Origin of the sequence: Micromonospora sp. WMMD737 (assembly GCF_049179055.1) — a bacterium.
GTDB lineage: Bacteria > Actinomycetota > Actinomycetes > Mycobacteriales > Micromonosporaceae > Micromonospora > Micromonospora reichwaldensis.
On sequence record NZ_JBMHMH010000001.1, the window covers coordinates 7,326,951 to 7,350,812 of the forward strand.

Consider the following 23,862-nt stretch of genomic DNA (forward strand, 5'->3'; position numbering starts at 1 on the left):
CCCTGATGGAGTCCGACGCCCTCTTCTCCCTCGGTGAACCCGCCGGAGCGCCCCTGACGCCCGCGGGTTCCGTCGGTGTGGACGGGTTCACCGCGGTGGGGGAGGACTCGCCGCTGCCCGTCCGGATGCGCCCGCGCAGCATCGACGAGCTGGTCGGTCAGGACCACCTGCTCGCGCCCGGCGCCCCGCTGCGCCAGCTCGTCTCGGCCACGGCGCCGATGTCGGTCATCCTCTGGGGCCCGCCCGGCAGCGGCAAGACGACCATCGCGCACCTGGTGGCGCGGGCCACGGACCGCCGGTTCGTCGCCATGTCGGCCCTCACCGCCGGGGTCAAGGACGTGCGCGCGGTGATCGAGACCGCCCGCCGCCAGCGCCGCTCCGGCGGCCCGCAGACGGTGCTCTTCATCGACGAGGTGCACCGGTTCAGCAAGACCCAGCAGGATTCGCTGCTCGCCGCCGTCGAGGACCGCACGGTCACGCTGCTCGCGGCGACCACCGAGAACCCGTACTTCTCGGTCATCTCGCCCCTGCTGTCGCGGTGCGTGCTGCTCACCCTCCAGCCGCTGGACGACGCGGCGGTGCGCGACCTGCTGCGCCGCGCGGTCGCCGACGAGCGCGGCCTCGGCGGCGCGCTCACCCTCGAGACCGAGGCCGAGGACCATCTCGTACGCCTCGCGTCCGGCGACGTGCGCAAGGCGCTGACGGCGCTGGAGGCGGCGGCGGGCTCCGCCACGGCCCTCGGCGTCGAGCGGATCGACCTCGCCACCGCCGAGCAGGCGGTCGACGTGGCCGCCGTGCGCTACGACCGGGCCGGCGACGCCCACTACGACGTGACCAGCGCCTTCATCAAGAGCATGCGCGGCTCCGACGTGGACGCCGCGCTGCACTGGCTGGCCCGGATGCTGGTCGCCGGCGAGGACGCCCGGTTCATCGCCCGTCGCCTGGTCATCTTCGCCAGCGAGGACGTCGGCATGGCCGACCCGACGGCGCTGAGCGTGGCCACCGCCACCGCCCACGCCGTGGAGTACGTCGGGCTGCCCGAGGCGCAGCTCAACCTCGCCCAGGCGGTGATCCACCTGGCCACCGCCCCGAAGTCCAACTCGGCGACCACCGCGATCGGTGCGGCCATCGCCGACGTGCGGGCCGGCCGGGGCGGCCCGGTGCCGCGCGGGCTGCGCGACGCGCACTACTCGGGCGCCAAGGGGCTGGGGCACGGGACCGGTTACCGCTACCCGCACGACGACCAGCGCGGCGTGGTCACCCAGCAGTACGCCCCCGACGATCTCGCCGGCACCGACTACTACCGGCCGAGTCAGCACGGCGCCGAGCGCTCGGTCGCCACCCGGCTGCCGCTGCTGCGCCGTATCGTCCGGGGGCTGCCCGCGCCGGCCGCGCCCCCGGCGGCGGGGGTCGGGAGCGGTGCGGCGGACAACGGCCGCCGGCAGACGGACACGGGCGGCGCCGACGCGGCGCGAGAGGGCGGCAGTGACACCGCCGGGGAGGGTCAGCAGTGAAATCGCGTGGTTCGGAGCGACCGGAGGACGGCCCCGAAGAGCGGCGCGACTCCCGCGCCAAGGGGCGCCGCTGGGGACGGGGCAAGGCCGAGGCCGAGCCCGAGGAGCCGATCAGCGGCGAGGAGTTCGGCTGGATCGACGACCTGCGCTCGGCCAAGCAGCAGCGCACCGAGCTGGGGCCGGGCGGGCTGGAACCCGCCTCGCCTGCCGCCCCCCGTCCGGGTGATCCGACGGCTCCCGGCCCCGCCGGGCCGCCGCCCCACCGTGGCCCTGGCCCGGCCGCCACACCCCCGGTGCGCCGCGCCGACGCCGAGCCGCCGCGCTCCCGTCCGGTGGACGGACCCTGGCCCGGTGCGCCGGAACCACCCCGGCCGGCCGGCCCCGCCGCCACCCCCGAGGCCGTTCCCCCGCACCAGCCCGTCCGCCGCCCGGCGGCCGGTCGTCCGCAACCGGGCCCGGACGGCCCGGACCGGCGGCCACGCCCCGTTCCGGGCACCCCGACGGGCCCGCAGGCGATTCCGCCGGGGGGCGCACCGGCCGGCACCGCGGCGGGCCCGCAGGCGGCCCCGCCGGCCGGCCCGCAGCGGGCTTCCGCGCCGCATCCGCAGGCCGGCTTCCCGGCGCATCCGCAGGCCGGCTTCCCGGCGGCTCCGCAGGCCGAGCCGCGGACCGGGCCGCAGCCCGGTCCGGCCGCCGGCCCCCAGGTCGGGCCGCCGCCCGGCACGCACGCCGGCACGCCGACCGGACCGCGTCCGGGGGCGCCGGTGTCTCCGCACCCGGACGCGCCGCACCCGGCCGGTCGGCGCCCCGACGGCCGCGCGGCGGTGCCGGGCGGTGCGCCGCCACCGGCCGCCACCGGGCGGCCCGGCGGTGCCGTGGGCGCCGCCCGGGTCGGTGTCCCGGCCCCAGGTACCGCCCAGCCGCCCGCCGGTCCGCCGACCGGCGAGCTGCGCGGCGCCCCCGCCGACGGACGTGACCCCCGCTCCGGCCGGATGCGGCGGGGCCCGGTCGACGCCGGCGTGCCCGTCCCGACGGACGGCACCGGAGCCGTGCCGGCGGCCGCCCCGCCAATGCCCGACGGCGACGGCACCGACCGGGGCCGACGCCCCGGTGCCCCGGCCGGCCGACGCCGCGCCGCCGAGGAGGACGCGCCGCCGGCACCCCGTCCGGGCGGTGCCCCGCCGGCACCCCGTCCGGGCGGTGCCCCGCCGGTGCCGCGCCCGGGCAGTGCCCCGCCGGTGCCGCGTTCCGGCAACGCCCCGCCGGTGCCCGGCACTGGCGACGCCCCGCCGGTGCCGCGCTCCGGCAACGCCCCGCCCGTGCCCGGTGCGCCCGCCGCGCCTCCCGGCGTCGGGGTGCAGCCGCCGCACGGTTCCGCCCCGCGCGGCCGACGCGCCGCGCCCGACGACGTCGAGGTCGCGGGTCGGGGCCGGCGTGCGGCCGGCGACGACGAGACCTCCGGCCGGGCCGGACGCGCCACGGGCGGCAGTCAGCCCCCCGCGCGCCGTGCGGACGCCGGGGTGGTCCCGCCCCCCGGCGGCCCCGCGGCCCCGGACGAGGCGGAGAACCCGCCGCGCCCGGCCGACGGGGAAGCGGGGCGCCGCCGGCCCGGTGATTCCCGGGCCGGCCGACCGGAGCGCCCCGCCGACTGGCTGCGGCAGGCCGGCCGGGCACATCACACCGATCCCGCCCTGCCGACGGTCAAGCGGCCGGTGCCGCCCGCTGCGGGCGGTCCGTCGCCGGTGCCGCCCGGGCCGGAGCCGCGCGGCGCCGGGACCGGCAACGTCCCGGCGGGTCGGGCGCGGCCCGGCGTGCAGCCGCCGCGACCCACCGACGCCACCGAACCCGGACGGCCGGCGGGCCGGGCCCGGCCCGTCGCCGAGCCGCCCCGGCCCGCCGACACCCCCCACCCCGGGCCGCCGGCCCGGGGCGCCGCCCGCCCCACGCCGGCCGGTGCACCGCCGCCGCCCGGCTCCCCGACCCCGGCCGGCCGGCCCCACCCCGACCTGCCCCCGGCCGGACCCGCGCGGGGTGCCGCGCGTCCCGACGCCGGCCCGGCGGGTCCTGCCCTGGGCGCCGCGCGTCCCGACCCCGGCCTGGCGGGTCCCGTCCGAGGCGCCGCGCGTCCCGACGCCGGCCTGGTGGGTCCTGCCCTGGGTGCCGCGCGTCCCGATCCTGGCCTGGCGGGTCCGGCGCGGGGTGCCGCGCGTCCGGATCCCGGCCTGGCGGGTCCCGTCCGGGGTGCCGCGCGTCCCGACGTCGGTCCGCCGGGTGCCGCGCGGCCCGTCGCGCCGCCCTCCGGCGCGGCTTCCGCCGCCGGGCCGTCCCCGGCCGCCGCGAACGTGAGCGCGCCGCCCGGCCCGCGCCGCCCCGGGCCCGGCCCGTCGGGCCCCGCCGGTCCGGGGACGCACCCAGCCGTACCGGGGGGAGCCGAACAGACCTCGTCCGGCCCGCCCGCCACTGCGCCGGGCCCGGCCCGGCCCGGTGCGGGTTCCGGTGCCGCCCGGCCGCCGGCCGTCGGGCGGGACCGGCCCGAGCCGACGTCCGGCGCCGGCCCCCGACCCGGCCCCGGCGCTGCGTCCGGCGTCGCCCGGGCGGCCGCCCCGGCGCCCCGCCCCGGGCCCGATGACCGCGCCGCCGGGCGGGCGATCCCGCCGCACCGCGAGCCGGGGCGGCCCGAGCCGTCAGGCGTTGCGCCGGTGCCACCGCCGGGGGCCGCGGGCGAGCCGGTGGTGGCGCGGGCCGCCGCGACTGTCGTACCACCCGTCGAGCCGGCGGACGGACCGGCGCTGCGCCGGCCCGCGGAACCGGATTCGCCGGACGACGACGCGGCCGGCCCCGGCGGGCTGCGCGGCGCGCGGTCCGAGCTGCGCCGCCGGATGCGTGAGCGGCGGCGGCTGCGGATGGGCATCCTCGCCCTGGTCAGCGTGGTGCTGCTCGGCGCGGTCCCGCTCTATTTCGGCATCCGTACGCTCAGCCGCGATCCGGTCTTCGACACCCTCGACGAGCTGGACGTGCCGGGCTGGGCGGCGGTGCAGACCGTCGACGACGTCAGCGGCAGCCGGTGGTGCCTGCTCGACTGCCGGCTCCGCGAACGCACGGCCACCTCCGAGCGGCCGCCGGCGGAGACGGCACAGGTCTACGAGCGGGCGCTGGCCGACGACGGCTGGCAGCCGTGGAAGGTGAGCCGCTGCCCCGAGCAACCCGCGAAGGGGAGCTACACGTGCTGGCGCCGGGACGAGCTGACCCTCGACCTGTGGGTACGCGAGCCCGCCTGCGTGCCGCCGCCGGTGGACGGGGAACCGGCGGTCGTGCCGTCGCCCGAACCGGCGACCGCTGCGGAGCAGTGCTCCGGCTCGTTGGTGTCGGTGAAGGTCCGCAACGCGATCGACGACGAGCGGACCCGGCCCCAGCCCACCACCGACCCGTCACTCACCGGGGAGGATCCCTTCCCGACGGTCAGCGAGGATCCGCTCGCGACGCCGACACCCTCACCGTCCTGAGCCGGTTTCCATCACGGACGGTAGGGTCTGGGGCTGGCGGACCGCCAGCCCCCGCCGGCCCCTCGCGGGTGCCGGGCGGCGGTGTGGGCAGGACGGTCGCACGTTCCGGGGGCGTCGGGTTCCCGGAACTCTGCTTGAGGAGGACAGGCGTGGGCTTTTTCGAGGTCGCGGCGCTGATCGCGGCGATCGCGTTCGCGATGCTGGTGCTGATCCTGACGCTGCCCATCCTGCGGCTGCGGCACACCGTGGACGCCACCACCCGGATGATCAACGACCTGAACGACCGGACCGCGCCGCTGCTGGGCGACGTGAACACCACGGTGAAGAACGTCAACACCGCCCTGGAGCAGGTGCAGACCTCCCTGGACGGGGTCAACCTCCAGCTCGCCAAGGTCGACACCATGACCAGCCACGCGCAGAACGTCACCGCCAACGTCGCGAACCTGGCGACCGTCGTCTCCGCCGCCGCCGCCAACCCGTTGGTCAAGGTGGCCGCCTTCGGCTACGGCGTGCGCAAGGCCGCCTCCGCCCGTCGGCACGCCGAGACCGAGCGCGAGGTGCGCGACACCATCAAGCAGCAGCGGCGGGCCGCCAAGCGCGGCAACCGCTGATCCGGCACGACCAGGAGGAGCTTCGGAGATGAGGCGGTTGTTCTGGCTCGGCATCGGGCTGGCCGTCGGCGTGGTGGTGGTCCGCAAGGCCACCCGCACCGCACAGGCGTACACCCCGGCCGGCATCGCCAGCACGGTGACCGAATCCGCTGGCGGGCTGGCGGAGTCGCTGCGTAGCTTCGTGGAGGACGTCCGGATCGCGATGGCCGAGCGCGAGCAGGAGATCCACGAGGCGTTCGCCCAGGGCGAGGCGTTCGACGACCAGTTCGCCGAGCTGCGGGAGGACCCGCGCATCGGCGACCGAGAGATCTTTCCGGAGGAACACCAGCGATGAAGACGGCGGAGATCAAGCGGCGGTACCTCGCCCACTTCGAGGCGAACGGCCACACCGTGGTGCCGTCCGCTCCGCTGCCCGCCATCAGCGACCCGAACCTGCTGTTCGTCAACGCCGGCATGGTGCAGTTCGTGCCCTACTTCCTGGGGCAGCAGACCCCGCCGTACCGGCGGGCGGTCAGCGTGCAGAAGTGCATCCGTACGCCCGACATCGACGAGGTCGGCAAGACCAGCCGGCACGGCACGTTCTTCCAGATGAACGGCAACTTCTCCTTCGGTGACTACTTCAAGGACGGGGCGATCCCGCTCGCCTGGGACCTGGTCACCAAGTCCCAGGAGCAGGGCGGGTTCGGCCTGGACCCGGAGCGGATCTGGCCGACGGTCTACCTCGACGACGACGAGGCGTTCGAGATCTGGCGCTCGGTCGGGGTGCCGACCGAGCGGATCGTGCGCCGGGGCAAGGCGGACAACTTCTGGTCGATGGGCATCCCCGGCCCGTGCGGCCCGTGCTCCGAGCTGTTCTACGACCGTGGCCCGGAGTACGGCCGCGAGGGCGGCCCGGCGGTCGACGAGGACCGCTACATGGAGTTCTGGAACCTCGTCTTCATGCAGTTCGAGCGCGGCCCGGGCACCGGCAAGGAGGACTACCCGATCCTCGGTGACCTGCCGGCGAAGAACATCGACACCGGCATGGGCCTGGAGCGGATGGCCTCCATCCTCCAGGGCGTCGACAACCTCTACGAGATCGACGAGGTCCGGCCGATCCTCGACAAGGCCGCCGAGCTGACCGGCAAGCGCTACGGCGCCCGGTCCGGCCAGGTCGCCAGCGAGTCGCACCCGGACGACGTGCGGCTGCGGGTGATCGCCGACCACGTGCGTACGGCGCTGATGCTGATCGGCGACGGGGTAACCCCGAGCAACGAGGGGCGCGGCTACGTGCTGCGCCGCATCATGCGCCGGGCGATCCGGTCGGTGCGGCTGCTGGGCTGGCAGGAACGGGCGCTGCCCGAGCTGCTGCCGGTGGCCCGGGACTGCATGGCCCCGTCGTACCCGGAGCTGGCCGCCGACTTCGACCGGATCGCCGACTACGCGTACGCGGAGGAGGACGCCTTCCTGTCCACCCTGCGGGCCGGCACCACGATCCTGGACACGGCCATCGCGGAGACCCGTACGGCCGGCAAGCCGGCGCTGTCGGGTGAGAAGGCGTTCCAGCTGCACGACACGTACGGCTTCCCGATCGACCTGACGCTGGAGATCGCGGCCGAGCAGGGCCTGACGGTCGACGCGGAGGGCTTCCGCCGGCTGATGGCCGACCAGCGGGCGCGCGCCAAGGCCGACGCCCAGGCGCGCAAGACCGGGCACACCGACCTGTCGGCGTACCGGTCGGTGCTCGACTCGGGCGGCCCGGTGCGGTTCACCGGCTACGGCGAGGTGTCCCGGGAGTCGACGGTGCGGGCGGTGCTCGGTGTCGACGGCCCCCGCCAGGCGGCGGTCGAGGGCGACACGATCGAGCTGGTGCTCGACGCCACCCCGTTCTACGCCGAGGGCGGCGGGCAGCAGCCCGACCTGGGCATGATCACCGTCGGCGGCGGCCAGGTCGAGGTGCTCGACGTGCAGCAGCCGGTGCCCGGCCTGATCGTGCACCGCGCCCGGGTGCTGCGGGGCGAGGTGCGGGCGGGGGAGACCGGCTACGCCGAGATCGACACCACCCGCCGGCGGGCCATCTCCCGGTCGCACACGGCGACGCACCTGGTGCACCAGACGATGCGCAACTTCCTCGGCGAGTCCGCCACCCAGGCCGGTTCGCTCAACGCCCCGGGCCGGCTGCGCTTCGACTTCAACACCCCGACGGGGGTGGCGCCGAGCGTGCTGCGCGACGTCGAGCAGCAGGTCAACGAGGTGCTCCTGGCCGACCTGGAGGTGCACGCCTTCATCACCTCGCTGGAGGAGGCGCGGCGCATCGGCGCGATGGCGCTCTTCGGCGAGAAGTACGGCGAGGAGGTGCGGGTCGTCGAGGTCGGCGACTACGCCCGCGAGCTGTGCGGCGGCACCCACGTCTCCCGTTCCGGCCAGCTCGGCCTGGTGAAGATCCTCAACGAGTCGTCGATCGGCTCCGGGGTGCGCCGCGTCGAGGCCCTGGTCGGCATGGACGCCTTCAACTTCCTCGCCCGGGAGCACCTGCTGGTCTCCCGCCTCGCCGAGCTGTACCGGGTGCCCAACGATCAGGTCGCCGACCGGGTCGAGCAGACCGTGACGCAGCTGCGCGACGCCGAGAAGGAGTTGGAGAAGCTGCGGGCCCAACTGGTGCTCGGCGGCGCGGCGGCGCTCGCGGCACAGGCCAAGGACGTGGGCGGGGTCGCGTACGTGGGCACCGAGGCGCCGGAGGGCGCGGCCGGCAACGACGTGCGTACCCTCGCCCAGGAGGTCCGGGGCAAGATCGACCCGGCGCGGCCGGCGGTCGTCGCGGTGGCGGCCCGGGCCAACGGCAAGGCCTCGCTCGTCGTCGCGGTGAACCAGGCCGCCCGCAGCCGGGGCCTGGCCGCGTCGGACCTGGTCAAGGCGGCCTTCTCCGGGCGCGGCGGCGGCAGCCCCGACCTGGCCCAGGGCGGCGGCCTGCCGGCCGCCGAGGCGCCGAACCTGCTCCGCACGGTCGAGAAGGCGATCGCCGACGCGTGATACGTGCTCGCAGCGGCCAGGGCGGACCCGCGTGGTCCGCCCTGGTTCGCCGTTTCAGGGGAGTCAACGACCGTGAGTGAGTTGTCCCGGGGTGTCCGGCTCGGGGTGGACGTCGGGCAGGTCCGGGTGGGGGTCTCCCGCTCGGACCCGCACGGCGTGCTGGCCACCCCGCTGGTGACCCTCGCCCGCGACCTCACCGCCGCTCCGGACGCGGTGCCGGCCGACATCGTCGCGCTCGCCGCGCTGGTGGTTGAGCACGAGGCGGTGGAGATCGTCGTCGGCCTTCCGGTCAATCTCGCCGGCAGGCACGGTCCCGCCGCCGTACACGTGAAGGCGTACGCTGACCGACTGGCTGATGTAATAGCGCCCGTTCCGGTGGCGCTCACCGACGAGAGGATGTCCACGGTCGTGGCGTCTCGTAGGCTTGCCGAGCGTGGGGTCCGAGGAAAACGGCAACGAGCGGTGGTCGACCAGGCTGCCGCGGTGGAGATTCTGCAGAGCTGGCTGGACGCGCAGCGGAGGCGGACGCGATGATGGACGATCTTGACCTCGGGTTCGACGAGCAGGACCGGGGGGAGAAGGGCAAGCACCGGCGCGGCGCGGTGCGCAAGCGCAAGGAGGGCTCCTCCGGCGGTGGCGGCCGGGGCAAGACGGTCCTCGCGCTGCTGCTCGCCGTCGTCCTGCTGGGCGCGATCGGCGGCGGCGCCTTCTACGGCTTCGACCGCGTCCAGAGCTACTTCGTGACCCCCGACTACGACGGCGCGGGCACCGGCGAGGTGACTGTCGAGATCAAGCAGGGCGCGCTGATCGCCGACATGGCCAACGCGCTGGTCGCCGCCGACGTGGTGAAGAGCGCCAAGGCGTTCATCGAGGCCGCCGAGGGCAACGCCCGCAGCAAGAACATCCAGCCGGGCACGTACAAGCTGCGCAAGCAGATGAGCGGCGAGAGCGCGGTCACCGCGATGCTCGACCTGAAGAACCGGATCGTCAACGGGGTCACCATCCCGGAGGGCCGGACGGCGAAGAACGTCTACCAGTTGCTCTCCAAGGAAACCAAGATCCCGGTGAAGGACTTCGAGGCGGCGGCGAAGGACCCCATCGCTCGGGGCGTGCCGGACTGGTGGTTCAAGCGCAGCGACAACAAGAAGGTCAAGCCGTCGATCGAGGGCTTCCTCTACCCGGACACCTACGAGATCCCGCCGAAGGCGACCGCCGAGACCATCATCGAGCTGATGGTCCAGAACTTCCTCAGCGTGACCGGCGAGATGCAGTTCGCCGACCGGGTGCAGAAGGAGCGCGGGGGCATCAGCCCGTACGAGGCGCTGATCGTCGCGTCGCTGGCGCAGGCCGAGGCGGGGAACAAGGACGACCTGGGCAAGGTCGCCCGGGTGGCGTACAACCGGGTGTTCGGCGAGTTCCCGTGCAACTGCCTGGAGATGGACGTCACGGTCAACTACTACCTGGAGCTGACCGGGCAGAAGACCAAGACGTCCGGGCAGATGACGGCCGCCGACCTGGACAACCCGAAGAACCCGTACAACCGCAAGCTGCCCGGCCTCGTGCCCACCCCGATCAACAATCCGGGCAAGCAGGCCATGGAGGGGGCGATGGACCCGCCGCCCGGCAAGTGGCTCTTCTTCGTGGCGATCGACAAGGAGGGGCACTCCGAGTTCGCCGAGACCTTCCCGGAACACGAGAAGAACATGGCGAAGGCCCGGGAGAACGGCATCATCTGATGACGGCCGCACGCCGGGCGGGGGTGCTCGGCACGCCGATCGCGCACTCCCTCTCCCCGGTGATCCACAACGCCGGCTACGCGGCGGCGGGGCTGACCGGGTGGTCGTACACCCGGATCGAGTGCGCGGCGGCGGAGCTGCCGGGCGTGGTCGCCGGCCTGGGTACGGAGTGGGCCGGGCTGTCGGTGACCATGCCGGGCAAGGAGGCGGCGCTCGCGGTGGCCGCCGAGGTCTCGCCGGTCGCCGCCGCCGTGGGCGCCGCCAACACGCTGGTACGCCGCCCGGACGGCTCCTGGTACGCCGACAACACCGACGTGGTCGGCATGGTCGAGGTGCTCACCGACGCCGGGGTACGCCCGGGCGCGACGGTGACGGTGCTGGGCGCGGGCGGCACCGCGCGCGCGGCGGTGGCCGCGGCGGGGCGGCTCGACGCCCGCGCGGTGACCGTGGTGGCCCGCCGCCCGGCGGCGGTCGAGGAACTGCGCCCGGTGGCCCGCGCCGTCGCCGTGCCGATGCGCGCGGCGGCCTGGGACGACGACGCGGCGACCCACGTCGGCGCCGACGTCGTGATCTCGACCGTGCCGAAGGGGGTCGCCGACCCGCTGGCCGTCGCTACGGACTGGCGGCCGGAGACGGTGCTCTTCGACGCGCTCTACGACCCGTGGCCGACGCCGCTGGCCGCGTCGGCCGAGGCGGCCGGCTGCCGGATCGTCTCCGGCCTCGACCTGCTGCTGGCCCAGGCGGTGGGCCAGTTCGAGCACTTCACGGGCGTCGCCGCGCCCCGGGCGGCGATGGCCGCCGCCCTGGCCGCCGCCCGCGCCGCCTAGCGGTCGAGTATGAGCCGCCGCTGAGCCGTTGTTCCGGTCGACGCCCCACATGCCGGACATCCGCGTTCCCATGTCGGACAAGCCGGGTCGTTGACAGCACGACCCGGCTTGTCGTCAGTGCGGTTCCTAACTTCGTGGGTCTCCAGCACCTCTCTGGAGCCGGTCGACAAGCAACACGCCAGCACCCACGGCGAGCGCTATAAGGAGTCCGGACCAGTAGGAACCCTCAAAGAGGAATACGTTCGCCAGCGGCAATACGAGTAGAGCTGTCAGCGCCAGCCAGAAGCTCTTCCTTCGAATCATCAACCCGCCTTCCTGGTGGCACACCACGAGCACGACACTAACTTGCTGCCGTGGCGTCGGCACCGATGGACGCTTTGGGGCCTGCTCTATCAACCATCGTTGTTGGACTCGGTCGTTACCCAGTAACCGACGATCGTTCCTGCTGCCCAGCAACCGATCTTCGCGGCGACGGGCGCAGCGACTGCTGATATTCCGTCGTCGCGGGTGCTGCTGTCCAGGCCGCAATGGTGGCGATGGTCTGGCACGCGCTTCCGAAAGCCGTGCCCGCCGCGGTTCCGAAGATGTCCGACCAGTCGAAGAAGAGGCCCGTCGGATCAATATAGTTGGTCGGGCTGCAGCCAGCGTAGGCGTACCGGTTGCCCTACTGGGGATTGCCGATGAAGCTCAGGTTGTCCTGCTGGGTGAAGCGGCCCTGGGCGGGGTTGTACCAGCGTTGGCCGTACTTGGTGAAGCCGCTGGCGGGTCCTTACCTGCCGTGGCCTTCGTCCAGTTGATCACAGTGCTGGCGATGATGTAGAGCATGATGGCGAGCAGTGCCCCACCGACGACATAGGCCGTGACATTGCCGTCGGCTTTGGCGACGAGCAGACCGGCGCCGACGGCAACCAGCGCTGAGATGACCAGGATTGTGGCCCCCCGGGCCTGCATCGTGCTCCGGCTAGCTTCTCTCACCTCGGCGGGCCCCCATTCTCTTCTTCGGTTCGCACGGTCGGAATTCCTGCCCTGACCAAATGGTGACACCGGTCATGGCGGCGACCGCGTGCGACAGGTACCCGCCGATGAACAGGACCAACCGACCGACCGCACATGTCGCCGCAAGCGTGCGGGCTCGGCCTGCTGCTGGCCCAGGCGGTGGGCCAGTTCGCGCACTCCACGGGCGTCGCGGCAGCCCGGGCGGCGATGGCCGCCGCCCGCGCCGCCTGACCATCGGCGCGGGGGCGGGAGTGTCCCCTGTGGTCGTCCAGGGCATCCTTAGGCGACGGTTAAGACGCGCTTAGGTCCGGCTGTCGTCCCCACGTCACGCCGTGGCCGTGGTTACGCTGCTGACCGTCACCGCCCGACACACAGGGAGTTCACCTTGGCTCGGCACGGACTGCACCGCCTCACCCGGCAAGCCGGCCCTCGGCGCAAGGCCGTCGTCCTCGGCGTGGCCGGCGCCACCGTGGTGGCCGGCATCGTGGCCACCACGATGCCGCTGCTGGCCGCCGACGACCTGTCGATCCCGGCGACCGCCGACACCACGGCGACCATGGTGTCGCAGGACGGCGACAACGGGGCGAAGACGACGCTGGCGACCTGCGCGGTCCGCTGCGACGGCAATCCCCGGGGCGGCCGGGAGGCTGTCGTCCAGTTCGCCGTGACCACCCTGCCGGCGGCGGCGGTCAACGTGCGGGCCACCCTGCGGGTGCACGCGTGGCAGGAGTTCCCGGCGACCGTGAGCGCGCACGCCTCCGCGGTGGACGCCCGCGCGGCCCGGCCGACGCCGGCGCTGCCGGGGGCGGCCCTCGACACCGTCTCGAAGGTGGCGAAGGGCTTCAACGAGTGGGACGTCTCGGCCCTGGTGAAGGGCAACGGCACCTTCACCGTCTCGCTCGCGCAGACGGGGCTGGAGACCAGGATCTACTGGGCGTCGACGGAGAACCGCAACCCCGACCTGCGCCCGCGCCTGGAGATCCGCTACGACGTCGGCACCCGGCCCACGCCGGTGGTGACCAGCGCCGCGCCGTCGCCGAGCCGGACGGTCGCGCCGAGCCCCGCGCCGAAGCCGACGCCCAGCGCCAGCCCCACCCGCGCCACCCCGAGCCCGTCGGCGAGCCCGTCGGCCGGCACGGACCGCTGCGGCGCGGTGTCGAGCAGGCTGGTGCCCTCCTGCGGCGCCTGGTGGGGGATGTACTCCCCGTCGAACGCCGGTGACGGCTGGGACCACGGTGCCGCGGTCGCCGACGTCGAGGCGCAGGTCGGGCGCAAGTTCGACATCGTGCACCGCTACCACGACTTCTCCAACTCCGGCAGCAACGGCGCCTTCCCCGACGCCTACCAGCGGCAGCAGATGCGCGAGGGTCGGCTGATGTTCTTCGCCTGGGAGTCGCGGATCTTCTCCTCCGGCACGGTGCTGACCTGGCAGGACGTCTACAGTGGCCGGTACGACGCCACCATCGACGCGGTCGCCGGCCGGATCCGCGACACCGGCGTGCCCGTGTTCATGGGCTTCGACCACGAGCCGGAGGACGAGCCGGCCAAGGGCAGCGACGCCGACTTCGTCCGCGCCTGGCAGCACGTGCACGACCGGTTCGCCAAGGCGGGCGCCGACAACGCGGTGTGGGTGTGGACGATGATGGGCTGGTCGGGCCACTACGACCGCTACGCCGGTCTCTATCCCGGTGACCGGTACGTCGACTGGGTGGGCTACGACCCGTACAACTTCCACGTCTGCAACGGCAGCAAGGTCTGGAAGAGCCCGGCCACCACCATCGGCGGCTTCTACCGCTGGCTGGACGAGAACCGCCTCGGGGTCGGCAAGCCGCGGATGCTCGCCGAGTTCGGCACCAACTTCGACGCGGCCGACCCGGACGCGAAGCGGCGCTGGTTCGAGGAGTTCCCGGCGGCGCTGAAGGCGCACCCGAAGATCAAGGCGGCGATCTACTTCAACTCCCCGGGGATGACCCGCCGGACGGACACCTGTGACATGACCATGAACCACGACGCCGCGTCGGTGGCGGGGTTCGCCCGCGCCGGGCGCGACAGCTACCTGCGCCAGCCCACCGGGGGCGTCCGCTGACACCGCGCGTTCACATTTCGACCCACAGTGATACGGGCGAGTCGGACATCCGACTTGCTGTGTGCGGTGTCATGTTGCTGATGCAGTGACCGCCCAATCGGCGGATATCGCCGGCCTGGGTCGACCAGGCACGCTACGCGGGTTCTCTCCCGACATGGAGGCGTAGCGTGCCCGACATCCCGCTCTCTCGGCGAACCGCCGGACTCCGCACCCGGGCGGGGGTGGTCGCACTCGTGACCGCCGCCGCCGTGCTGGCCGTCCCCACCGGGACCTCCGCCGCCCTGGTGCCGGCGCCCGAACCGGCGACCCTGGTCTCGGCCAATCCGGCCGACGCCACACCGCACGCCAGGGACGGCGAGACCCGCGCCTTCGCGCAGGTCGGCTCCACCGTGTTCGTCGGCGGCAGCTTCACCCAGATCCGGCAGACCGCCAGCGCGGCGTGGACCACCCAGCGTTACCTCTTCGCGTACGACCGGGCCACCGGCACGATCTCGACCAGCTTCCTGCCGGTGCTGGACGGCGCGGTCAACACGCTGGTCGCCGGGCCCGGCGGCACGCTGATCGTCGGCGGCACCTTCAAGAACGTCAACGGCGTCTCCCGCAAGAACCTGGTGGCGCTCAACCCCGCCACGGGCGCGATCGTCGACAGCTGGGTCGGCCGCTCCGACGGCGGCACCGTGCGCGACCTGGCGCTGCACGGCAACTGGCTCTACGTGGCCGGGGCCTTCAACTGGCTCAACGGCACCGCGCACGCCGGGCTCGGCCGGCTCAACGCCACGACCGGCGCGATCGACCCGACCTTCAACGTCGACGCGACCGTCGGGCGCCACGGGACCACCTCGTACGTGTGGACGATCGACGTCGCCCCGGACGGCGGCACCCTGGCCGTCGGCGGCAACTTCACGCTCGTCAACGACCTGCCGCGCAACCAGATGGCGCTTGTCGACCTCACCGGCACCCCGGCGGTGCTGGACTGGAGCACGGAGAAGTTCGTGCCGCCGTGCGCGTCGCCGGCGACCTTCGTGCACTACGTGCAGGACGTCAAGTTCGGCGGCGACGGCAGCTGGTTCGTCGTCGGCACCAACGGCGGCTCGGGCTGGCCGGCCGCGTACTGCGACGCGCTGGTGCGCTTCGAGACCGCCGCCCGGGGCACCGGGCAGCTCGGCACCTGGGTCGACTACACCGGCAACGACACCATCACCTCCGTCGAGGTCGCCGACAACGTCATCTACCTCGGCGGGCACTTCCGCTGGCTGAACAACCCGAACGCCAGCGACACCGCCGGCAAGGGCGCGATCGACCGGCTCGGCATCGCCGCGGTCACCCCGGCCACCGGCATGCCGGTCAACTGGAACCCCCGCCGCAGCGGCAGCGCGTCGATGCCGGCCGGCACCAGCAACTGGGGCTCCTCCGTGCCGGTGCTCTGGCGCGGCAGCGACGGCCTCTACTTCGGCCACAACTCCGACGGCATGGGCAACGAGTACCACGGCCGGCTCGGGATGTTCCCGCTGACCGGCGGGCGCACCATCACCCCGAAGAACGCGCCGACCGCGACCACCGGCAACCTCTACGTCGGCACCGGCGCGGGCGAGCTGGCCAAGGTGCCGTTCGACGGGACCAGCCTGGGCACCCCGAGCACGGTCAGCCAGCCCAACTACACGGCGGCCGGCGCGACCTGGCGGGTGGACGACCGGATCTACTGGTCGCACACGGTCGCCGGCACCCCCACGGGCAGCCGGATCGACATCTCGCTGTTCAACGGCGGCGCGATCGGCGCCCCGTGGGAGGCGTCCGGCTACAACGACTGGTTCAACCCGGCGCTGATGACCGGCGCGTTCTACCTCGACGGGCGCCTCTACTACACCCGCTCGGGCGCCAGCGGCCTCTACTACCGCTACTTCGAGATCGACGGCAACTACCTCGGCGCCACCGAGTTCACGCTGCCCACCACCGGAGTCACCTGGTCGGCCGTGCGGGGCATGGCCTGGGTCGCCGGCCGGATCGTGTACGGTGCCACCGACGGAACGCTGCGCAGCGTGCCGTTCGACCCGACGGCCGCCCCGGCGGTCGACGGAACGACGGCGACGGTGGTCCCGGCGACCGCCGGCGTGACGTGGTCAACGCCGTCGACCTTCTTCTCCGTGCAGTGACGGTCGACTGTTCGTAACGGAACATCGGTAGATTGTTCACGTTGGGCCGGCGACGGATCAGCCGTCGCCGGCCCGCACGACGTGGGGAGGGTCGTTGGCCGGCTCGGGTGGCAACCGCAGAGGGCTCGCGGTACGGGTCGTCTTCGCGGTCAAGCGCCGCTGGTACACGCTGCGCTATCCCCGGCTGACGCTGGGTCGGGGCGTGGAGATCCGCGGCCGGATCCGGCTGCGCCGGGGCGTACGGGTGAGCATCGGTGACCGCACCCGGATCAACAAGCTGGTCCGCTTCGCCGGTCCCGGCGAGGTGCGGGTCGGCGCCGACTGCCTGTTGAACGCCACCTGGATCGGCACCTGGACGTCGGTCACCATCGGCGACCGGTGCCTGCTCTCGGACTGCGAGCTGCTGGACAACGACTTCCACAACCTGCCGCCCGAGCAGCGGCACGACCCGCCCGTCCCGGCCACCCGCGCCCCGATCACGATCGAGGACAACGTGTGGGTCGGGGCGCACGCCCTGGTGATGAAGGGTGTGCGGATCGGCCGGGACAGTGTCGTGGGCGCCGCCACGGTGGTCCGTACGGACGTGCCGCCGCGGGTCGTGGTCGCTGGAAATCCACAACAGACGGTGAAGAAGTTCAATGACTGACGCTTCCTCAGGCACCTGGGCCACGGACGTACCCGCCAGCGGTGGCGGCACACCGGGCCGCACCGTCACGCTGACCGACCTGCTGCGCGTCCCGCTGCACCGGATCCGGCTCGTCGGGGCCGTCGCCGCGATCGGCCTGCTCGCCGCGCTCGGCTACGTGGTGCTCGTACCGGCCGCCGTGTCCGCCAGCGCGGTCGTGGCGGTGCGTCCCGTCGTCACCGACGCGTTCACGCCCAGCGGCGCCGCCGCCGACCGGGCGGTGAACATGAACGTGGAGAGCGGCATCGCCACGGGCACCGACGTGGTGCAGCGGCTGGCCGACTCGGGCGGCATGGACCCGCGCGAGGTGCGCGACGCCCTCGAGGTCGAGGTGCCCACCGGCGGGCAGATCCTGCGCTTCGTCTACCAGGCCCCCACCGCGGAGCAGGCGGTCGAGGGCGTCAACCTCGCCGCCCAGGCCTACCTCGACGTGCGCCGCACGATGTACGAAAAGCAGCGCGAGGAGATGCTGCGCTCGTACGACGAGAGCATCGCCAAGGTCGCCGCCCAGCAGGCCGCCCTCCAGAAGCGGGTCAACAACGCCCGGGAGGGCGCGGTCGACGCCGCCGTGACCGAGCTGACCGGCATCAACAACCAGCTCACCCAGCTCAACGCCGCCCGCACCGAGATCGCCGCCGTCGACGTCAACCCCGGCTGGGTCACCCAGACCGCCGAGCGGGCCCTGGCTTCCTCCGCCGGCAACCGCCCGCTCTACCTGCTCGCCGGCCTGCTCGGGGGGACGCTGCTCGGCGTGGTGCTGGCGTACGCCTGGGAGTCGATGGACCGGCGGATCCGGTCGGTCGACGACGGCCGGGACGCCACCGGGCTCCCGCTGCTCGGCACGGTCCGCAGCCGCCGGTGGCGCGGCGGCAAGGAGGCGGTCGACGCCGACATCCGGTACGTGGCGATGGCCATCGCCGAGCGGGTGCGCCAGCCCGCCCGGGTGTCGCTGCTGACCGCCCGCGAGGAGGACCCGACGGCCATCACCGCCGGGCTCGCGGTGGCGCTGGCGGCCGTCGGCCGGGAGGTCTTCGTCGCCGACGACAGCGGGCGCGCCGACCGGCTGCGCAGCACCGTGCTCGCCGACCGGGAGCGGCTGCCCGCCGCGGCGGACCCGTCCCGCCCGCTCGTCCCGAAGCCCCGGCCGGGCGGCTCGACGACGGACGGCAAGAGCGGCGGCACCGCGGAGCCGGCCGCGGCCCGTCGTCCGTCGCCGCACCCGATCGGCGCCCGCCCGTCCACCGACCCGGACGCCACGCTGACCCTGCCCCGGGTCACCTCGACGGCGGCCGGTGAGAACGGCAAGGCGTCGAGCACCGACCCGGTGACGGTGGGCGCGGGCAGCGTCCGGTTCGGCACCTGGCGGCAGGGCGCCGACCACAGCCTGGTGCTGTTCAACGCCCCGCCGGCGGAGTCCGACGAGCGCGGGGTGGCCGTCGCCCGGCAGGGCACGGCGGTCGTCGTGGTCGAACAGGACCGGACCCGGCAGGGCGACCTGCGCCGCCTCGTGGAGCGGCTGCGCGCCGCCGGGGTCACCCCGCTCGGCTTCGTGTTGACGCGCTGCGGCCGGGGCTGATCCGTGCCGGTCACCCGCGCGCCGGCCACGACCGAGCCGGGCGGCGGCCCGGGCGCCGCCGCGTTGCTGCCGCAGCCGCCGCCCCCGCCACGGTTGCCGCTCTGGCCGCTGGCGTTGATGTTCGGCCTGGTGCCCGTGTGGTGGCTGGCCGGCGCGTTCTACCTCGGGTGGCCCCTGCTCGGGGCCCTGCTGTTCGCGCTGCTGTTCATCCGGGGCCGGGTGCCGCTGCCCCCGGCCGCCGGGATCTGGCTGCTGTTCCTTGCCATCGTGGTGGTCAGCGCCACCCAGTTGCATTCGCCGGCCTCGGTGCTGACGTTCGCCCTGCGGCTCGCCTTCTACCTCACCGCGCTCGTGGTGGGCGTCTACGTCTACGCGGTCGCCCGGGAACGCCCCGACCAGGTCGCCGTCCTCCTTCCGCTCTGCGCCTTCTGGTTCGGGCTGGTCGCGCTGGGCTGGCTGGGCGTGCTGGCCCCCCGGTTCGCGCTGACCACCCCGGTGGAGGTGCTGCTCCCGGGCGGGGTGGCCAACACCCCGTTCATCCAGGACATGGTCCACCTCACCACCGCGGAGTACAGCGCCCGGTCGTTGAACCCGATCTACCGGCCGGCCGCGCCGTTCGCGTACACGAACAACTACGGCAGCGCGTACGCGATGACGCTGCCCTGCGTGGTGGCCTTCACCATGCTGCGCCGGCGCGGCGTGCTGCGCTGGGCGCTGCTGGCGTCGCTGCCGCTGTCGTTGGCGCCGGCCTTTCTCACGCTCAACCGGGCGATGTTCCTCAGCCTCGGCGCCGGGCTGGCGGTGCTCGGCGTCCGGGCGGCGCTGCGCGGCAACGTCCGGGTGGCCGCGTCGATCGTCGGGGTGGTGGTCACCGGTGGCCTCGTCACCCTGTTCATCCCGGTCACCCAGCTGATCGGCAACCGGGTCGAGTCCAGCGACACCAACACCGACCGGCTCTCCCTCTACGTGGAGGTGATCCGGCGGGTACGGGAGTCGCCCTGGCTCGGCTACGGCGCGCCGGTGAACGTCGACACCGTCAGCGCCGAGGCGCCGATCGGCACCCAGGGGCAGTTGTGGATGGTGCTGTTCAGCCACGGCGTCCCCGCGCTGCTGTGCTTCCTCGCCTGGTTCGTGGTCGCCGCGCTGATCTGCGCCCGGGCCACGTCCGCCGCCGGGCAGTGGCTGGCCGTGGTGCCGGTGGTCTGCCTGGTGCAGATCCCCTTCTACGGCATGGCCAACCAGAACCTCGCGGTCGCCTTCTTCGCGGTCGCCTTCGCGATGGCGCTCACCGAGCGGGAGACGGCGGCCCGGCTGCACCGCCCCCGCATCCCGCGCCCGGAAGCGGTGCCCGCGTGACCGCCGCCACCCGCCCGCCGTCCGGCCCCCACCCGGCCGCCGCACCCGTCGCGCCGGGCCCGACCGGCGACGACACGGAGACCCGGCGCAGCGTCCGCAGCGGCGTGGCCGGGCTGGTCGGCGCGGCCACCAGCGGCCTCTTCGGCTTCCTGCTCGCGGTGGTCATCACCCGCGGCTACGGCACGGTCGGCTCCGGGGCGTTCTTCGCCGCGATCGGGGTGGTCACCGTCGCCACCGCCGTGTGCACCCTCGGCGCGGAGACCGGGCTGATGTGGGCGCTGCCCCGCCGGCGCCTCGGTGCACGGGGCGACGCCGCCCGGGTGCTCCCGGTGGCGCTGGTCCCGCCGCTGCTGGTCGCGGTCGCCGTCGCCGTGGGCGGGGTGCTCGCCGCCGACGCGCTCGCCCCGCGCCTGCTCGGCGGCTCCGGCGTCGACGGCGCGGCCCTGCTGACGGCCAGCTTCGCCGCGGTGCCGGTGGTGGTGGCGATGACGCTGCTGCTCGCGGCGCTGCGCTGCGTGCGCCCGATCCGGGCGTACGTCGGGGTGCAGTTCTTCCTGCTGCCGGTGGCCCGGCCCGTGCTGGTCGGCGCGGCGGCCCTGGCCGGCGGTGGCCTGCTGGCCGGCATGACCGGCTGGCTGGTGCCGGCGGCGCTCGCCCTGCTGGCCTGCCTGACGCTGGTGGCCGGCCCGCTCGGCGTCGGCCGGGGCGCGGCGCTGCGGCCCGCGCGGGACGACTGGTCGGCGTTCTGGCGCTTCGCGCTGCCCAGGGCCGCGTCGGCCGCCATCGACGCCGGCAACATGTGGGTGGGCGTGCTGCTGACGTCGGTGCTCGCCGGGCCGGCCGACGCCGGCGTGTTCGGCGCCGTCGGGCGCTACATCCTCGCCGGCCAGCTGGCCATGCAGGGGCTGCGGGTGGCGGTGTCACCGCAGCTGTCCCGGCTGCTCGGGCGCGGGGACCGGGCCGCGGCGGCGGCCGTGCACCGGCAGTTGACCACGTGGGGGCTGGTGCTGTCCTGGCCGGTCTACCTGCTGCTCGCCGTCTTCGGGCTGGCCTTCCTCCAGCTCTTCGGGCCCGAGTTCACCGCCGGCGCCCCCGCGATGACCGTGCTCGCGCTGGCCATGCTGGTCAACACCGGGGTCGGCAACGTGCAGAGCCTGCTGCTGATGGGCGGGCGCAGCGGGCTGCACCTGGCCGCCACGCTGGCCGGGCTGCTGGTCACGGTCTCCCTCGGCCTGTGGCTGATCCCGGCGCACGGCGCCACGGGGGCGGCGCTGGCCTGGGCGCTCGGCATCGCCACCGAGAACCTCACGGCGGTCGGCTGCGCCCGGGCCGTGGTCGGCCAGCCGCTTGTCGACGCGGCGATGCTGCGGGCCGGGGCGGCCACCGTCGCCGGGGTGGGGGCCGCGGCGGGGATCGGGGTGCTGGCCGGCGGCCGGGGGATCGGCGGCCTGGCGGTGGCCCTGGGCGTGCTGGCCGCCGGCTGCGTCGGCTTGTTGACGTTGCCCCGGGTGCGGCACCGCATCCGGGTGACCATGGTGCAGGTTCGTGGGCGGCAGGAGGCGGCCCCGGCCGCCACCGGGCGCGCCCCGGAGGAATCGAAGGGCAGGTGAGGTTCGTCGTGCCGTCCATCCGAGACCGGGTGAAGCAGCTCGTACCGACCCAGGTGACGGAGCGGGTGCGGGAGTCGCTCGTCGACTACGGGGTACGAACCAGCGACCGGCGACCGCTGCCGGACTTCCTCATCATCGGCACCAAGCGGGGCGGCACCACCTCGCTGTGGAACTACCTGATCCAGCACCCCCTGGTGCCCCGGCTCTTCCCGGCCTGGAACACCAAGTCCTCGCACTACTTCGAGGAGCACTGGCGCCGGGGCGAGGCCTGGTACCGCTCGCACTTCCCCACCGAGCGCCACCGGGAGGCGCTGGAGAAGAAGCACGGCGGGCCGGTACGCGTCGGCGAGGCGGCGCCGCTGTACATGTTCCACCCCCTCGCGGCGCAGCGGGTCGCCGCGCTGATGCCGTCGGTGCGGCTGATCGTGCTGCTGCGCGACCCGGTGGAGCGGGCGTACTCGCACTGGAAGGAGCGGCGCACGCACGGCATCGAGCCGCTCGACTTCGCCGCCGCGCTCGCCGCCGAGCAGGAGCGCACGGCGGGGGAGCGGGAGCGGCTGATCGCCGAGCCGGAGTACTTCAGCGAGCCGTACGACTGGTACACCTACCGGGCCCGGGGCCGCTACCTGGAGCACCTGGAGCCGTGGCTGGAGCGCTTCGACCGGGAGCAGATCCTCTTCCTGCCCAGCGAGGAGCTCTACCGCGACGCCCGGTCCACCTACCGCCGGACGCTGGACTTCCTCGGCCTGCCCCCGCACGACCTGCCCGACTTCAAGGTCTACAACGACCGCCGCTCGTCGCCGCTGGAGCCGGCGGTGCGCGCCGAGCTGACCGAGTACTACCGCCCGTACAACGACGCGTTGCGGCAGCGGCTGGGGCTGGAGCTCGACTGGCCGGACCAGGCCCCGTGACGGCGCGGGCCACCGCCACCGACCCCCGCACGCGCACGGACGGGCTGGGCTGGGTCACCCGGGCGGTGTTCGGTGACGAGCGGATCGCCCTGACCGTGGGCGCCCCGCCGCCGCCCGGGCACCGCGCCGTCGCCCGGTACGCCGTCGTCGCGTCGCTCGCCCGGGCCCGCTTCCTGCTGCCGCTCGGCGCGCCCCGGGCCACGGCAGCCTCGCTGCTGGCGTACAACGCGCTGCGCCCGCCGAAGGTGCGGGCCGTGCGGGCCGGTCTCGGCACGCTGGCGCGGGTCGGCGCGGTCGACCTGGCCCCGTTCCCCCGGCTGACGGTGTCGCTGCCCGAGGGCGTCGCGGCCGACGAGGCGCTGCTGGCCGGGCGGCTGGGCGCCGCGCTCGGGAGACCGGCGGTGTACGCGGCCTGCGGGGTCCGCCCGCCGGACCCGAACCACAAGCCCACCCTGCAACTGTTCGCCCCGGACGGCCGGGCTCTCGGCTACGCGAAGATCGGCTGGAACGAAGCCACCCGGGCGCTGGTGACCACCGAGGCGGCGGCCCTGCGCGAACTGCCGGCGGTGACCGGCGTGCCCGACCATCCGGCGGCGCCCCGGCTGCTGGCCGAGACGACGGCCGCCGGCCAGGTCGTCGCGCTGGTCGAGCCGCTGCCGCCGGCCGTGCGGGGCGTGTCGGCCGGCGAACCACCGCGCATCGCGGCCCTGCTGGCCGTGGCCCGCCGGGGCCGCCCGCCGGCGCCACCGCGCCCCCTGGCCGGGTCGGCGTTCCTGACCCGGCTCGCCGCCGGCGCCGGGCGCGCCGCCGCCGGCACGCCGGACGGGGCCCGGGCGGTCGCCGCCGTCGCCGCCCTGACCGACCGGTACGGCGGCACGGCCGTCGAGTTCGGGCACTGGCACGGCGACTGGGTGCCCTGGAACCTCGGCGTGCACGCCGGCCGCCTCGTCGCCTGGGACTGGGAGCACAGCGGGCCGGACGTGCCGCTCGGCTTCGACCTGGCGCACGACGCGTTCCAGCGGGCCCTGGTGCTGCGGGGCGAGCCGGCCGAGGCGGCGGCGCGGGCCGTCGACGCCCACCTCGACCGGTACGGCGCCGACCTCGGGCTCGGGCCGGCGGCCCGGCGGCTGGTGGCCGACGCCTACCTGCTGGAGATGTGGCTGCGCACCTGGCGCCTCGCCGACGCGGGCGCGGGCTGGAACGCGGCGCTGCATCCCGCCCTGCTGGACGTCATCGAGAAACGACATAGCGGCTGATCCACCGAATTCGCCGGGGCCTGCGGGCCACCGTCG

Annotated in this window: 17 protein-coding genes and 1 pseudogene; 17 read left to right on the plus strand and 1 reads right to left on the minus strand. The window is 74.6% G+C overall.

From position 1 onward, the window contains the following. Positions 1 to 5: 5 nt before the first annotated feature. The 8 genes from ACN27A_RS32485 to ACN27A_RS32520 all read left to right on the plus strand — a co-directional run bounded on the left by ACN27A_RS32485 (position 6) and on the right by ACN27A_RS32520 (position 11,200). Positions 6 to 1,514, plus strand: a complete 1,509-nt coding sequence (locus ACN27A_RS32485; RefSeq protein WP_421458249.1) for a replication-associated recombination protein A — start codon at positions 6 to 8, stop codon at positions 1,512 to 1,514. Positions 1,515 to 4,393: 2,879 nt separating this feature from the next. Further along, positions 4,394 to 5,017, plus strand: a complete 624-nt coding sequence (locus ACN27A_RS32490; protein WP_311414457.1) for a hypothetical protein — start codon at positions 4,394 to 4,396, stop codon at positions 5,015 to 5,017. A 149-nt stretch (positions 5,018 to 5,166) separates the two neighbouring features. Continuing rightward, complete coding sequence (locus ACN27A_RS32495; RefSeq protein ID WP_089000990.1) at positions 5,167 to 5,628, plus strand: DUF948 domain-containing protein; 462 nt, start codon at positions 5,167 to 5,169, stop codon at positions 5,626 to 5,628. Between the two features lie 28 nt (positions 5,629 to 5,656). Beyond that, entirely contained in the window at positions 5,657 to 5,962 is a 306-nt protein-coding gene (locus tag ACN27A_RS32500) for a hypothetical protein (RefSeq protein WP_132240143.1), read from the plus strand. Then, positions 5,959 to 8,637: an alanine--tRNA ligase gene (alaS, locus tag ACN27A_RS32505; RefSeq protein ID WP_421458250.1), complete on the plus strand. Its 2,679-nt coding sequence runs from the start codon at positions 5,959 to 5,961 to the stop codon at positions 8,635 to 8,637. Before ACN27A_RS32500 ends, alaS begins: the two co-directional genes overlap by 4 nt. A 72-nt stretch (positions 8,638 to 8,709) precedes the next feature. Next, entirely contained in the window at positions 8,710 to 9,171 is a 462-nt protein-coding gene (gene ruvX, locus ACN27A_RS32510) for a Holliday junction resolvase RuvX (protein WP_421458251.1), read from the plus strand. Beyond that, complete coding sequence (gene mltG, locus ACN27A_RS32515) at positions 9,168 to 10,373, plus strand: endolytic transglycosylase MltG (protein WP_421458252.1); 1,206 nt, start codon at positions 9,168 to 9,170, stop codon at positions 10,371 to 10,373. Before ruvX ends, mltG begins: the two co-directional genes overlap by 4 nt. Then, positions 10,373 to 11,200, plus strand: coding sequence for a shikimate dehydrogenase (locus tag ACN27A_RS32520; RefSeq protein ID WP_421458253.1), 828 nt, complete (start codon positions 10,373 to 10,375; stop codon positions 11,198 to 11,200). The genes mltG and ACN27A_RS32520 overlap by 1 nt, the downstream gene beginning before the upstream one ends. 687 nt (positions 11,201 to 11,887) lie before the next feature. Here ACN27A_RS32520 and ACN27A_RS32525 read toward each other — a convergent pair. Further along, positions 11,888 to 12,151, minus strand: coding sequence for a hypothetical protein (locus ACN27A_RS32525; protein WP_421458254.1), 264 nt, complete (start codon positions 12,149 to 12,151; stop codon positions 11,888 to 11,890). Positions 12,152 to 12,328: 177 nt separating this feature from the next. On the opposite strand from ACN27A_RS32525, the pseudogene ACN27A_RS32530 reads away from it, so the two are divergent. From ACN27A_RS32530 to ACN27A_RS32570, 9 genes and pseudogenes are all read left to right on the plus strand, one after another. Beyond that, positions 12,329 to 12,427: pseudogene (locus tag ACN27A_RS32530) on the plus strand (shikimate dehydrogenase); the annotation flags it as partial. A gap of 154 nt (positions 12,428 to 12,581) precedes the next feature. After that, complete coding sequence (locus ACN27A_RS32535; protein ID WP_421458255.1) at positions 12,582 to 14,282, plus strand: DUF7594 domain-containing protein; 1,701 nt, start codon at positions 12,582 to 12,584, stop codon at positions 14,280 to 14,282. 221 nt (positions 14,283 to 14,503) lie between these two features. Next, positions 14,504 to 16,432: a hypothetical protein gene (locus tag ACN27A_RS32540; protein WP_421458256.1), complete on the plus strand. Its 1,929-nt coding sequence runs from the start codon at positions 14,504 to 14,506 to the stop codon at positions 16,430 to 16,432. Positions 16,433 to 16,526: 94 nt separating this feature from the next. After that, entirely contained in the window at positions 16,527 to 17,078 is a 552-nt protein-coding gene (locus tag ACN27A_RS32545) for an acyltransferase (RefSeq protein WP_421458257.1), read from the plus strand. After that, complete coding sequence (locus tag ACN27A_RS32550) at positions 17,071 to 18,693, plus strand: lipopolysaccharide biosynthesis protein (RefSeq protein ID WP_421458258.1); 1,623 nt, start codon at positions 17,071 to 17,073, stop codon at positions 18,691 to 18,693. The genes ACN27A_RS32545 and ACN27A_RS32550 overlap by 8 nt, the downstream gene beginning before the upstream one ends. Before the next feature lie 117 nt (positions 18,694 to 18,810). Next, complete coding sequence (locus ACN27A_RS32555; protein ID WP_421458715.1) at positions 18,811 to 20,049, plus strand: O-antigen ligase family protein; 1,239 nt, start codon at positions 18,811 to 18,813, stop codon at positions 20,047 to 20,049. Next, positions 20,046 to 21,659: a lipopolysaccharide biosynthesis protein gene (locus ACN27A_RS32560; RefSeq protein ID WP_421458259.1), complete on the plus strand. Its 1,614-nt coding sequence runs from the start codon at positions 20,046 to 20,048 to the stop codon at positions 21,657 to 21,659. Before ACN27A_RS32555 ends, ACN27A_RS32560 begins: the two co-directional genes overlap by 4 nt. Positions 21,660 to 21,667: 8 nt before the next feature. After that, entirely contained in the window at positions 21,668 to 22,570 is a 903-nt protein-coding gene (locus ACN27A_RS32565) for a sulfotransferase domain-containing protein (RefSeq protein ID WP_421458260.1), read from the plus strand. After that, positions 22,567 to 23,826: a hypothetical protein gene (locus tag ACN27A_RS32570; RefSeq protein WP_421458261.1), complete on the plus strand. Its 1,260-nt coding sequence runs from the start codon at positions 22,567 to 22,569 to the stop codon at positions 23,824 to 23,826. The genes ACN27A_RS32565 and ACN27A_RS32570 overlap by 4 nt, the downstream gene beginning before the upstream one ends. Positions 23,827 to 23,862 lie beyond the last annotated feature (36 nt).

Excerpts from the sequence above, each read along its gene's own strand:
- ACN27A_RS32485 (WP_421458249.1), top strand. The coding sequence starts at position 6 with ATGGAGTCCGACGCCCTCTTCTCCCTCGGTGAACCCGCCGGAGCGCCC.
- ACN27A_RS32490 (WP_311414457.1), top strand. The coding sequence starts at position 4,394 with ATGCGTGAGCGGCGGCGGCTGCGGATGGGCATCCTCGCCCTGGTCAGC.
- alaS (WP_421458250.1), top strand. The coding sequence starts at position 5,959 with ATGAAGACGGCGGAGATCAAGCGGCGGTACCTCGCCCACTTCGAGGCG.
- ACN27A_RS32520 (WP_421458253.1), top strand. The coding sequence starts at position 10,373 with ATGACGGCCGCACGCCGGGCGGGGGTGCTCGGCACGCCGATCGCGCAC.
- ACN27A_RS32555 (WP_421458715.1), top strand. The coding sequence starts at position 18,811 with ATGTTCGGCCTGGTGCCCGTGTGGTGGCTGGCCGGCGCGTTCTACCTC.
- ACN27A_RS32525 (WP_421458254.1), bottom strand. The coding sequence starts at position 12,151 with ATGCAGGCCCGGGGGGCCACAATCCTGGTCATCTCAGCGCTGGTTGCC.
- mltG (WP_421458252.1), top strand. The coding sequence starts at position 9,168 with ATGATGGACGATCTTGACCTCGGGTTCGACGAGCAGGACCGGGGGGAG.
- ACN27A_RS32550 (WP_421458258.1), top strand. The coding sequence starts at position 17,071 with ATGACTGACGCTTCCTCAGGCACCTGGGCCACGGACGTACCCGCCAGC.
- ACN27A_RS32500 (WP_132240143.1), top strand. The coding sequence starts at position 5,657 with ATGAGGCGGTTGTTCTGGCTCGGCATCGGGCTGGCCGTCGGCGTGGTG.